Source organism: Kitasatospora sp. NBC_01287 (assembly GCF_026340565.1).
Lineage (GTDB): Bacteria > Actinomycetota > Actinomycetes > Streptomycetales > Streptomycetaceae > Kitasatospora.
Genome location: NZ_JAPEPB010000001.1, coordinates 7,677,095 through 7,690,948, shown reverse-complemented (window position 1 = coordinate 7,690,948; position 13,854 = coordinate 7,677,095). Strand labels below are relative to the sequence as shown.

Annotated in this window: 1 protein-coding gene (running past one end of the window); it reads right to left on the bottom strand. The window is 75.2% G+C overall.

Annotated elements, in window-relative coordinates:
• Positions 1-13,854: the 5' portion of a type I polyketide synthase gene (locus tag OG455_RS33135; RefSeq protein ID WP_266299976.1), read on the bottom strand. 21,702 nt of this gene lie to the left of the window's left edge; only the first 13,854 of its 35,556 coding nucleotides appear in the window; the start codon lies at positions 13,852-13,854; its stop codon lies beyond the left edge, outside the window.

The window sequence follows — 13,854 nt, the reverse complement described above, 5'->3', positions numbered from 1 at the left end:
AGCCGCCCCCACGACGGCACCTTGGACGGCGGTCGCGTCGGCGGTCGTGCCGGCGGTCGCGTCGGCGGCCTCGTCGGCGCTGAACAGCTCGCCGTGCAGCCAGCCGGCCAGGACGGCGGGGGTCGGGTGGTCGAAGACCAGGCCGCCGGGCAGCCGCAGGCCGGTGGCCCGGCTGAGGCCGTTGCGCAGCTCGACGGCGGTGAGCGAGTCGATGCCCAACTCGCGGAAGGCGCGGTCGGCCTTGACCGCGTCGGCCGAACTGTGGCCGAGCACCAGCGCGGTGTGCGTGCGCACCAGCTGGAGCAGCGCGCGCTCGCGCTCGGGAGCGGCGAGTGCGGCCAGCTGGGCGGTGAGGCCCTGACCGGCCGGCGCGGCCTCGGTGGCGGCACCGGCAGCGGCCGTCGAACGGTCGGCGCGCAGCTCGGGCAGCTCGGCGAGGTAGCGGGTGGGGCGGGCCGCGGTGTAGGCGGGGGCGAAGCGGTCCCAGTCGATGTCCGCGACGGCGAGCACCGGCTCGTCCTCCGCGACCGCCTGGCCGAGGATCGCGATCGCCTGCTCGCCCGCCATCGGGCGCAGGCCGCCCCGGCGCATCCGCTCCTCGACGACCGCCTCGTCGGCGGCCATGCCGGTGCCCGCCCAGGGGCCCCAGGCGAGCGAGGTCGCGGGCAGGCCCAGGCCGTGGCGGTGCGCCGCCAGGGCGTCCAGGTAGGCATTGGCGGCGGCGTAGTTGGCCTGTCCGGCGGCACCCAGGGTGCCGGTGGTCGAGGAGAAGAGGACGAAGGCCGCCAGCTCCTGATCGAGCGTCAGTTCGTGCAGCTGGCGGGCGGCGTCCGCCTTCGCGGCGAGCACCGTGCGCAGCCGCTCGGGGGTCAGCCCGTCGAGCACGCCGTCGTCCAGGACGCCGGCGGTGTGCACCACGGCGGTCAGGGTCAGTCCGTCGAGCGCCCTGGCCAGTTGCTGACGGTCCGTCACATCAGCGGCCACCAGGTCCACCTGGGCGCCCAGCTCGCGCAGTTCGGCGGCGAGCTCGGTGGCGCCGGGGGCCTGCGGGCCGCGGCGGCCGAGCAGCACCAGGTGCTCGGCGCCCCGGCCTGCCAGCCAGCGCGCCACCTGCGCGCCGAGCGCGCCGGTGCCGCCGGTGATCAGCACGGTGCCGGACGGCGTCCAGTCGCCCACCGACAGCTCGCCGCGCGGGGCCCGCTCCAGGCGGGCGGCGAAGAGGCCGGAGGCGCGGATCGCGAGCCGGTCCTCGACGCTCTGCGCGAGGGCCGCGCAGAGACGGGCGGCGGTGCGGTCCGCGTCCGCCCGGTCGGCGGTCGGCGGCAGGTCGAGCAGGCCGCCCCAGCGGTCCGGGTGCTCCAGCGCGGCGACCTTGCCGAGGCCCCAGAGCAGCGCCTGGTCCGGCGCGGCGAGCGGATCGGAGCGGCCGACCGAGACGGCGCCCCGGGTCAGCAGCCAGAGCGGGGCGGTGACGGCGGCATCGCCGAGCGCCTGGACGAGTGCCAGTGCGGCGGCGACGTCGGTCAGCAGCGAGAGCACGCCCCGGATCTCGCCGTCGGCGGTGGCGGCGGCGTTGGCGGCGGCCAGCAGCTCGGCCAGCTCGGCGCGGGTCGCGTCGGGGCCCGCCACCAGGCGGATCGGCCGGGCGCCGTGCGCGGTGAGCGCGGCCTCGATGGCGGCCGGGTCGCCGGTGGCGCCCTGGTCGCTCTCCGCCGGGGTGATCAGCAGCCAACCACCGTTCAGCGAACGGTCGGTGAGGTCGGTGGCAGGCGTCCACCGGGTGCGGTAGCGCCAGCTGTCGGCGGTGTGCCGCTCGCGGCGGCGGCTGCGCCAGGTGGCGAGCACGGGCAGTGCCGGGGAGAGCGCATCGACGGCGGCCTGCGGGTCGACGTCCTCCGTGCGCAGCACGGAGGCGAGCGCCGCCAGGTCCTCCTGCTCGACGGCGGCCCAGAACGAGGCGTCGAGCGGGTCGGTGCCGGTCGCCGGGGCGGCGGGCTTGGCGATGGTGGGCCAGTAGCGGGTGCGCTGGAAGGCGTAGGTCGGCAGGTCGAGCCGCTGGGGGGCGGCCCCGGCGAAGTAGGCCGCCCAGTCCAGCGGGGTGCCCTGGACGTGCAGCCGGGCCAGCGCGCCCACCAGGGTCGCCACCTCGGCGCGGCCGGCCCGGGCGACCGGCACCGCGAGGGCCGTGTCGGGGACCAGCGCGGCGAGCACGGAGTCCGGGCCGATCTCCAGGAAGGTGGTCACGTCCTGCGCGTGCAGGGTGGCGAGGCCGTCGGCGAAGCGGACGGCCTCGCGGACGTGGCGCACCCAGTAGGCGGGGTCGGTCAGGTCGGCGGTGAAGTCGCCGGTGACGTTGGAGACCACGGGGATGCGGGGGGCGGTGTAGGTCAGGGACTCGGCGACCGTGCGGAACTCGGCCAGCATCGGGTCCATCAGCGAGGAGTGGAACGCGTGGCTGACGGTGAGCCGCTTGACCTTGCGGCCCTCGGCCCGCCAGACGGCCTCCAGTTCGGCGACGGCGGCCTCGGGGCCGGAGACGACGATGGAGTCGGCCGCGTTGACGGCCGCGATGTCGACGCCGTCGAGCAGCGCCGCGCGGACCTCGGCCTCCGACCCCTGCACCGCGAGCATCGCGCCACCGGCCGGCAGCGCCTGCATCAGGCGGCCACGGGCGGCGACGAGCTTGCAGGCGTCCGCCAGCGAGAGGACGCCCGCCACGTGCGCGGCCGCCAACTCACCGATCGAGTGCCCGGCCAGCACGTCCGGGGTGAGGCCCCAGGACTCCATCAGGCGGAAGTAGGCGACCTCGATCGCGAAGAGCCCGGCCTGCGTGTACACCGTCTGGTCCAGCAGCTGCGACTCGGCGTCGAAGAGCACCTCGCGCAGCGGGCGGTCCAGCTCGGCGTCGACGTGCGCGCAGACCGCGTCCAGCGCGTCCGCGAACACCGGGTAGGCGGCGTAGAGTTCGCGCCCCATCCCGGCCCGCTGACTGCCCTGGCCCGAGAAGAGCACGGCGGTTCGCGGCGCGCCCTTGGCCTCGCCGAGGACGACCGACGGGGCCGGCCGGCCCTCGGCCAGCGCCTCCAGGGCGGCCAGCAGCTCGGCCCGGGAGGCGCCCACCAGGGCGGCCCGGTACTCGAAGGTCGAGCGGCTGGTGGCCAGCGAGGCGGCGAGAGCGGTCAGGTCGAGTTCGGGCCGCTGCTCGACGAAGGCGGCCAGGCGGCGCGCCTGGTCGGTCAGCGCCTCCTCGGTCCGGGCTGCGACCAGCCAGGGCAGCGCGGTCTGCGGGCGGGCGGGTGCCTGCTCCGTCAGGATCGGCGAACCCGACTGCGGGCCCTGCTCGATGATGGTGTGGGCGTTGGTGCCGCTCACGCCGAAGGAGGAGATGCCGGCGCGCCGGGGGCGACCGGTCTCGGGCCATTCCTGATGTTCCGTCAGGAGCTTGACGGCGCCGGCCGTCCAGTCCACGTGCGAGGACGGCGCGTCCACGTGCAGGGTCCGCGGCAGCACCCCGTGACGCATGGCCATCACCATCTTGATGATGCCCGCGACCCCGGCCGCGGCCTGGGTGTGGCCGATGTTCGACTTGATCGAACCCAGCAGCAGCGGACGGGCGTCCTCGCGGCCCTGGCCGTAGGTCGCCAGCAGCGCCTGCGCCTCGATCGGGTCACCCAGCGCCGTACCGGTGCCGTGCGCCTCCACCGCGTCCACCTCGGCCGCGCTCAGACCCGCCGACGCCAGCGCCTGCCGGATCACCCGCTGCTGCGAAGGACCATTGGGCGCCGTCAGACCGTTCGACGCACCGTCCTGGTTCACCGCACTGCCGCGCACCACCGCCAGGACAGGGTGCCCCAGCCGCTGCGCGTCGCTCAGCCGCTCCACCAGGAGCATGCCCACACCCTCGCCCCAGCCCGTGCCGTCCGCCGCCTCCGCGAACGCCTTGCACCGGCCGTCCTGCGCGAGGCCCCGCTGACGGCTGAACTCCACGAACGTCGCCGGGGTCGACATCACGGTGACACCGCCGGCCAGGGCCATCGTGCACTCGCCGGTGCGTAGCGCCTGCATGGCCAGGTGCAGCGCGACCAGTGAGGAGGAGCAGGCCGTGTCGACCGTCAGGGTCGGGCCCTCCAGGCCGAGCGTGTAAGCCACCCGGCCCGAGACCACCGCGGCCGCGTTACCCGTGCCCAAGTGCCCTTCCGCCGACTCCACCGCGGCCAGCAGCAGCGCCGGATAGTCCTGACCATTCGTCCCCACGAACACACCCGTACGCGAGCCGCGCACCGACAGCGGATCGACACCCGCCCGCTCGAACGCCTCCCACGAGGTCTCAAGAAGCAACCGCTGCTGCGGATCCATCGCCAACGCCTCACGCGGCGAGATCCCGAAGAACCCGGCGTCGAAGCCACCCGGCTCCGCCAGGAACGCACCCACATTCACATACGACGTCCCCGCGTGATCAGCATCCGGGTGGTACAACCGCTCCAGATCCCACCCACGATCAACCGGGAACCCACCCACCGCGTCAACACCCGACGCCAACAGCGACCACAGACCCTCCGGCGAATCCACCCCACCCGGGAACCGGCACGCCATCCCCACGATCGCGATCGCATCGTCCTCGGCAGCGGCGACCACCGAGGCCTCGACGGCGTTCTCGGTCTGCGCGCCGAGCAGTTCAGCGCGCAGGTGGTCGGCCAGCACGGCCGGGGTGGGGTGGTCGAAGACAAGCGAGCTGGGCAGCGCGAGGCCGGTGACGGCGGTGAGGCGGTTGCGCAGCTCGACAGCGGTCAGCGAATCGACGCCGAACTCGCGGAAGGCGCGGTCGGCCTCGACGGCGGCCACGGAGGCGTGGCCGAGGGTGGCCGCGACCTGGGCGCGGACCAGGTCCAGCACCGCGCGGGCCCGGTCGGCCTCGCTCATCGCGCGCAGCTCGCGGACCAGGGCCGCGCCGGCCGGCTCGTCCGTGCCGGGGGTCGCCGCCACGGCCGCCTCGACGGCCTGACGGGCCTCGGTGATGCCGCTGATCAGCGGGCTGGGCCGGGTGGCGGTGAAGGCCGGCGCGAAGCGGGCCCAGTCGATGTCGGCGGCCACCACGGCCGCCTCGCCCTGGCCGACCGCCTGCCGCAGCGCGGCGAGTGCCAACTCCGGTGCCAGGGCCGGGATGCCGGCCTTGCGCATCCGGTCCTCGATCGCCATCTCGTCGGCGGCCATTCCCGCGCCCGCCCAGGGACCCCACGCCACCGAGGTGGCCGCCAGACCCAGCGAACGACGGTGCACCGCCAACGCGTCCAAATAGGCGTTCGCCGCCGCGTAGTTACCCTGACCCGCCGCACCCAGGGTGCCGGCCAGGGAGGAGAAGAGGACGAACGCGTCCAGCTCCTGATCGATCGTCAACTCGTGCAGATGACGGGCCGCATCGGCCTTCGCCGCCAGCACCGAGCGCAACCGCTCAGCCGTCAGACCCTCCAACACCCCGTCATCCAGCACACCCGCCGCATGCACCACCGCCGACAACTCGACACCGGCCAACACCTCGGCCAACGCCCCACGGTCCGCCGCGTCACAAGCCACCAGCGACACCTCGACACCAGTACCGCGCAGCTCCTCGGCCAGCTCCACCGCACCCGGCGCATCCCCGCCACGACGGCTCAACAGCACCAGACGCCCAACACCCCGAGCAGCCAACCAGCGCGCCACCCGCACACCCAACGCACCCGTACCACCGGTCACCAACACCGTGCCACGCGGCACCCAACCATCACCACCGGCCACCGGCACGACACGCTCCAACCGGGCCACGAACACACCCGACCCACGCACCGCCACCTGATCCTCGACCGACTGCCCCAGCACCGCACACAACCGAGCAACCGCCCGCGCGTCCAACTCCACCGGAACATCGACCAGACCACCCCAACGCTCCGGCACCTCCAACGCCGCCACCCGACCCAGCCCCCACACCAGGCCACCATCAGGAACCGACAGAGCATCAGAACGCCCCACCGAAACAGCACCACGCGTCACACACCACAACGGCGCCGCCAGCCCCAACCGCACCAGCGCCAACACCGCCTCAACACCCTCCAGCAGCGACACCACACCCCGGAACCCACCCGGAACCACAGCCGCCACCGACTCCGCACGCACCACCTCAACAGCACCATGCGCCACCAACCCAGCCGCCACCGCATCAGCGAAACCATCCACCCCACCCACCAGCAACCAACGACCGGAGAGCCGCGTGGCGGCCGTCTCGGTCAGCGGGTGCCAGGCGACGCGGTAGCGCAGGCCGCCGGCCGTCCGCTGCTCGCGGTTGCGGCGGCGCCAGTCGGCGAGCACCGGAAGCAGCTCGCCGAGGCGCTCCTGGGCGCCGGGCTCGGCGACCTCCAGGGTGGCGAGCAGACCATCCAGGTCCTCCCGCTCGACCGCGCCCCAGAACCCCGCCTCGACCGCGTCGGTCGCGCCCGGCGCCGCAGCCTGGACGGCTGCCAACTCCGGCCAGTAGCGCTCCCGCTGGAAGGCGTAGGTGGGCAGCTCGACCCGGCGGGCACCGGAGCCCGCGAAGTAGGCGGCCCAGTCGACCGGGACGCCGTGCGTGTGCAGCTCGCCGAGGGCCGCGGCCAGCGCGCGGGCCTCCGGCGCGTCGCGGCGCAGCGCGGGGACGAAGGCGAGGTCCGCGTCCTGGGCCAGGACGTCCTGGGCCATGGCGGTCAGCACGCCGTCGGGGCCAAGCTCCAGGAAGGTGCGCACACCCTGCTCGTGCAGGGTGGCCACCCCGTCCGCGAAGCGCACCGCCTCGCGGACATGGCGCACCCAGTACTCGGCACCGCCGACGTCCTCGATCCGGCCGGTCAGGTTGGAGACCACCGGAATCCGGGGCGCGGCATACGTCAGCGACTCCGCGACAGCCCGGAACCCGTCGAGCATCGGCTCCATCAACGGCGAGTGGAACGCGTGGCTGACCGTCAACTTCTTGACCTTGCGGCCCTCCGCCCGCCAACCGGCATCCAGTTCGGCGATGGCACTCTCGGCACCGGAGACCACGACAGCCTCGGGCCCGTTGACCGCCGCGATCGCCACGTCCCGCTCGCGGCCGACCAGCGCGGCGCGGACCTCCTGCTCGGTGCCCCGCACGGCGAGCATCGCGCCACCGGCCGGCAGCGCCTGCATCAGGCGACCACGAGCGGCCACCAGCTTGCAGGCGTCCGCCAGCGAGAGCACACCCGCCACGTGCGCGGCCGCCAGCTCACCGATCGAGTGACCGGCCACGAAGTCCGGGTGCACGCCCCAGGACGAGACGAGCCGGAACAGCGCCACCTCGATCGCGAAGAGCCCGGCCTGCGTGTAAACGGTCTGGTCCAGCAGCTCGGAGTCCGCGTCGAACAGCACCTCGCGCAGCGGGCGGTCCAGCTCGGCGTCGAAGTGCGCGCAGACCGCGTCCAACGCGTCCGCGAACACCGGGAACGCGGCGTACAGTTCGCGCCCCATCCCCGCACGCTGGCTGCCCTGGCCCGAGAAGAGCACCGCACTGCTCGGCACACCGCGCACGGTCGAGCCGGTGGCCTGGCCGGCCGCGAGGGCGGTGAGGCCGGCGAGCAGCTCCTCGCGGGTGGTGCCGACCACGGCGGCCCGGCGCTCCAGCGCGGCGCGCGCGGTGGCGAGGGTCAGCGCGACGTCGGCGGTGGTGAGTTCGGGCCGGGCGGTGAGCTCGGCGGCCAGCCGCTCGGCCTGGGCGCGCAGCGCGTCCTCGGTGCGGCCGGAGAGCAGCCAGGTGTGCGCGGCGGCCTCGCCGGCGGCCGGCTGGGGCCGCTCGTCCGTCTCGACCGGCTCGGCCGGTGCGGCGGCGGGCGCCTGCTCCAGGATGGTGTGGGCGTTGGTGCCGCTCACGCCGAAGGAGGAGACGGCGGCGCGGCGCGGGCGGCCGGTCTCCGGCCACTCCTGACGCTCCGTCAGCAGCTCGACCGCGCCCGCCGACCAGTCCACGTGCGAGGAGGGCGCGTCGACGTGCAGGGTCTGCGGCAGCAGGCCGTGGCGCATCGCGAGCACCATCTTGATCACGCCCGCGACGCCCGAAGCCGCCTGGGTGTGGCCGATGTTGGACTTCACCGAGCCCAGCCGCAGCGGCTGGTCCGCGCCGTGCTCCTGGCCGTAGGTGGCCAGCAGGGCCTGGGCCTCGATCGGGTCGCCCAGCGCGGTGCCGGTGCCGTGCGCCTCGACCACGTCGATCTGGTCGGCCGTCAGCTCGGCCGAGGCCAGCGCCTGGCGGATCACCCGCTGCTGCGCCGGACCGTTGGGGGCGGTCAGGCCGTTCGACGCGCCGTCCTGGTTCACCGCACTGCCGCGCACCACGGCGAGCACCTCGTGACCGAGGCGCTGGGCGTCGGAGAGCCGCTCGACCAGCAGCAGACCCACGCCCTCGCCCCAGCCGGTGCCGTCGGCGGCCTCGGCGAAGGGCTTGCAGCGCCCGTCGGCGGCCAGCCCGCGCTGGCGGCTGAACTCGATGAAGGCACCCGGGGTGGACATGATCGTCACACCGCCGGCCAGCGCCAGGTCGCATTCGCCGCCGCGCAGCGCCTGCACCGCCAGGTGCAGGGCGACGAGCGAGGAGGAGCAGGCGGTGTCGACGGTGACCGCCGGGCCCTCAAGGCCGAAGGTGTAGGAGAGGCGGCCCGAGACCACGCTCGCGGCGCTGCTGGTGGCCAGGTAGCCCTCGCCGTTCTCGGCGGCGGCGGCCAGCAGGGCGGCGAAGTCCTGCCCGTTGGAGCCGACGAAGACACCGGTCCGGCTGCCGCGCACCGAGCGCGGGTCGAGCCCGGCGCGCTCGAAGGCCTCCCACGCGGTCTCCAGGAGCAGGCGCTGCTGCGGGTCCATGGTCAGCGCCTCGCGCGGCGAGATGCCGAAGAGCGCCGCGTCGAAGTTCTCGGCGCCCCGGACGAAGCCGCCCTGGGTCGCGTAGGTGGTGCCGGGGTGGTCGGGGTCGGCGTGGTAGAGGCGCTCGGCGTCCCAGCCGCGCTCGGCCGGGAAGTCGCCGATGGCGTCCCGCCCGGAGGCGACCAGCTCCCACAGCTCCTCAGGGGTGCTGACGCCGCCGGGATAGCGGCAGCTCATGGCGACGATGGCGATCGGGTCGTCCCCGGCCATGGAGACGGCCATGGAGACTCCCCCGGCCGACGGCTGGGGAAGGCCGGCAGCCGCCTCGCCCGGCGGCTGGACGGCCGAGCGCAGGAAGTCGGCGAGCGCGGTGGGGGTCGGGTGGTCGAAGGCGACCGTGGTCGGCAGGTGCAGCCCGGTGAGCGCGCTCAGGCGGTTGCGCAGCTCGACCGCGATCAGCGAGTCGAAGCCCAGCTCGCGGAAGGCCTTGCCGGGCTCGACGCTCTCGACGCCGGAGTGCCCCAGCACGGCCGCGACCTCGGCGCGGACCAGGCCGAGCAGCAGCCTGGCCTGCTCGCCCGCGGTGAGCCCGGCCAGCCGCCGCAGCAGCGCCGGCTCGCCCGCCGCACCGGTGCTCCCGGTGGCCCCGCTCAGCGCGGTGCGCACCTCCGAGAGCCCGGAGAGCAGTGAACTCGCACGGGTGGCAGTGAAATTGGGAGCGAAACGGTCCCACTGGACATCGGCCACCACGACGGCGGTGTCCTGCGCGGCGACGGCGGTCTGCAGCGCGGCGATCGCGCGCTCGGGCGCCATCGCCCGCACGCCACGGCGGGCCAGGTGGTCGCGGGCGGCCTCGTCGGCGGCCATGCCGCCCTCGGCCCACGGGCCCCAGCCGATCGCGGTGGCGGCCAGACCGGCCCGGCGGCGGGTCTCGGCCAGCGCGTCCAGGTAGGCGTTGGCGGCCGCGTAGACGGCCTGACCGGCCGAACCCCAGGCGGCGGCGATCGAGGAGAAGAGCACGAAGGCGTCCAGCGGCCGGTCGCCGAGCAGCTCGTGCAGGTGAGCGGCACCGCCCACCTTGGCGGCGAGCACCTCGGCGGCCTCGGCCGCTCCGGTCCCGGCCAGCGGACGGATCTCACCGACGCCGGCGGCGTGCACCACGGCGGTCAGGGTGCCCTCGGCCGTGATCGAGGCCAGCAGCTCGGCCACGGCGGCGCGGTCGGCCACGTCGCAGGCGGCGACGGTGACCCGGGCGCCGAGCGCCGTCAGCTCCTGGGCCAGCTCGGCCGCACCCGGCGCGGCCAGGCCGCGGCGGCTGGTCAGCACCAGGTGCTCGGCGCCCGTGCCGGCCAGCAGGCGGGCCACCTGGGCACCCAGCGCGCCGGTGCCACCGGTGATCAGTACGGTGCCGCGCGGACGCCACTCGCCCAGGCCGGACGGCACGGGGGCGTGCGCCAGGCGGCGGCCGAAGACGCCGGAGGCGCGGACGGCGAGCTGGTCCTCCTCCCGCTGGGCCAGCGCGGCCGCCACCCGGGCGGCGGCGCGCTCGTCCAGCGCCCCGTCCACGGCCGGGGGCAGATCGAGCAGACCGGCCCACTGGCCGGGGTACTCCAGCGCGGCCACCCGGCCGAAGCCCCAGAGCTGCGCCTGGGCGGGCGAGAGGGCGGCGTCCGAGCGGCCGATCGAGACCGCGCCCCGGGTGACGCACCACAGCGGCGCGGCCGACGGGCCCGCGGCCAGCGTCTGAACCAGGGTCAGCGTGTCGGCCAGGCCCCGGGTGAGGGCGGGGTGGGCGGCGTGCGGGCGCTCGTCCAGTCCGGTCAGGGTGAGGATGCCGCGCAGGTCGGGGTGGGCGGCGGCGGTCTCGGCGATCCGCTCGGCGAGGTCGGCGCCGAAGGGCAGCCGCAGCACGGTGCCGCCCGCGCGCTCGACGGCGGCGGCGAGCTGGTCGGCGGTGAGCTGGTCGGCGGTGACGGTGGGATCGGCGTCTGTGGCGTCGGCGTCGGAGGGCTCGACCAGCAGCCAGTCACCGGTGAGCGAGGCGGCCTGGGCGGCCTGCTCGACCGGCTCCCACTGGACGCGGTAGCGCCAGGCGTCGAGCACCGAGGCCTCACGCCGACGACGGCGCCAGGAGGAGAGCACGGGCAGCACGGCACCGAGGTCCGGCGCACCCTCGGCGGACTCCAGTTCGAGCGCGGCCTCGACCGCGCCGAGGTCCTCGCGCTCGACGGCCTCCCAGAAGCGGGACTCCACCAGGTCGGCCGAGCCCGCGGCGGCGATGGCGGCCGGGGCGGCGGTCAGCCAGAAATGGGTGTGCTGGAAGGCGTAGGTGGGCAGGTCGACGCGCCGGGCGCCGGTGAAGTACGCGTCCCAGTCGACGCGCACACCGCTCACGTGCAGACGGGCCACGGCGGTGGCGAGGGCCGACACCTCGGGGCGGCCCGCACGCTGCGTGGCGATGCCCTCGGCCAGCGCGGACAGCACGCCGTCCGGGCCCAGCTCCAGGAAGGTGCGGACACCCTGCTCGCGCAGCGTGGCCAGGCCGTCGGCGAAGCGGACCGCCTCGCGCACGTGGCGCACCCAGTAGTCCGGGGTGGCGAAGTCTCCGGTGCTGGTGGGGACGACCGGGATGCGGGGCTGCGCGTAGGTCAGGGACTCGGCGACCGCGCGGAACTCGGCCAGCATCGGGTCCATCAGGGCGGAGTGGAAGGCGTGGCTGACGGTCAGTCGCTTGACCTTGCGGCCCTCCGCCCGCCAGACGGCCTCCAGTTCGGCGACAGCGTCCTCGGCGCCGGAGACCACGATGGAGTCCGCCGCGTTGACGGCCGCGATGTCGACACCGTCGACCAGCGCCGCACGGACCTCGTCCTCGCTGCCCTGCACCGCGAGCATCGCGCCACCGGCCGGCAGCGCCTGCATCAGGCGACCACGAGCGGCGACGAGCTTGCACGCGTCCGCCAGCGAGAGGATGCCCGCCACGTGCGCGGCCGCCAACTCGCCGATGGAGTGGCCCGCGAGGAAGTCGGGACGGATGCCCCACGACTCCAGCAGCCGGAACAGCGCGACCTCGATCGCGAACAGCCCGGCCTGCGTGTACACCGTCCGGTCCAGCAGCTGCGACTCGCCGTCGAACAGCACCTCGCGCAGCGGCCGGTCCAGCACCCCGTCGAACTGCTCGCACACCGCGTCCAGCGCTTCCGCGAACACCGGGAAGGCGGCGTACAGTTCACGCCCCATCCCGGCCCGCTGACTGCCCTGGCCGGAGAAGAGGAACGCCGTCTTCCCCGCCGACCCCGGCGCGGCCGCGCCCTGGACGACGGTGCCCGAGCTCTCGCCCCGGGCCAACTGCTCCAGCCCCGCCGTCAGTTCCTCGCGCGAGGCGCCGAGCAGTACCGCGCGGTGCTCGAAGGCGGAGCGGCCGGTGGCCAGCGAGAAGCCGAGGTCCCACGGGTCGAGGTCGCTCCCAGCCTGTGCCTGGAGCAGCTGGGCGGCCTGTCCGCGCAGCGCCTCGGGGGTGGTGGCGGAGAGCAGCCAGGGCAGCACGCCGTCCCGCCGCGCCGGCGGCGCCGGCTCTTCGGCGGCCTCGGCCGGCTCCGCGACCGGCTCCTGCTCGATGATCACGTGCGCGTTGGTGCCGCTGATGCCGAAGGAGGAGACGGCGGCGCGGCGCGGCTGCCCGGTGGCGGGCCAGTCGGCCGCCTCGGTGAGCAGCTCGACCGCGCCGGCCTCCCAGTCCACGTGCGAGGAGGGCGCGTCCACGTGCAGGGTGCGCGGCAGCACACCGTGCCGCATCGCCAGCACCATCTTGATCACGCCCGCCACGCCGGAGGCGGACTGGGTGTGGCCGATGTTCGACTTGAGCGAGCCGAGCAGCAGCGGACGGGCGTCCTCGCGGCCCTGGCCGTAGGTGGCGAGCAGGGCCTGCGCCTCGATCGGGTCACCGAGCGCGGTGCCGGTGCCGTGCGCCTCCACCGCGTCGACCTGCTGGGGCGTCAGGTGGGCGTTGGCCAGCGCGGCGCGGATCACCCGCTGCTGCGCCGGGCCGTTCGGGGCGGTCAGCCCGCTGCTGGCACCGTCCTGGTTGGTCGCGGAGCCGCGCACCACGGCGAGCACCGGGTGGCCCAGGCGCCGCGCGTCGGAGAGCCGCTCCACGAGCAGCATGCCGACGCCCTCGCCCCAGCCGGTGCCGTCCGCCGCGTCCGCGAACGCCTTGCAGCGGCCGTCGCCGGCCAGCCCGCGCTGGCGGTGGAACTCCACGAAGAGGCCGGGGCTGGACATGATCGTCACGCCGCCGGCCAGCGCCATCGAGCACTCGCCGCCGCGCAGCGCCTGCACCGCCAGGTGCAGCGCCACCAGCGAGGAGGAGCACGCGGTGTCGACCGTGACCGCCGGGCCCTCCAGACCGAAGGTGTAGGAGAGGCGCCCGGAGACCACGCTGGTGGCGTTGCCGGTCAGCAGGTGGCTGTCGGCCCCGTCGCCCGCCTCCTGTGCCGCCGCCCCGTAGCCCTGCCCCGCCGCGCCGACGAAGACGCCGACCTGGCTGCCGCGCAGCGAGGTCGGCACGATGCCGGCCCGCTCGAAGGCCTCCCAGGAGGTCTCCAGCAGCAGCCGCTGCTGCGGGTCCATCGCGATGGCCTCGCGCGGCGAGATGCCGAAGAAGGCGGGGTCGAACTCCCCCGCGTCGTAGACGAAGCCACCGAGCAGGGAGGGGATGTCCGCGAGCACCTCGGAGCCGGCCGCGCCGGAGCCCGGCAGCGGCCAGCCCCGGTCGGCCGGGAACTCCGCGATGGCGTCGACCCCGCCGTCCACGATCCGCCAGAGGTCCTCCGGCGAGCGGACGCCGCCCGGGAAGCGGCAGGCCATGCCGACGATCGCGATGGGCTCGCGGCCGGCCTCCTCCACCTCACGGAGCCGACGACGCGCCTCCCGAAGGTCAGCGGTCGCCCGCTTCAGGTAGTCGAGGTACTTCTCCTCATTCACCAT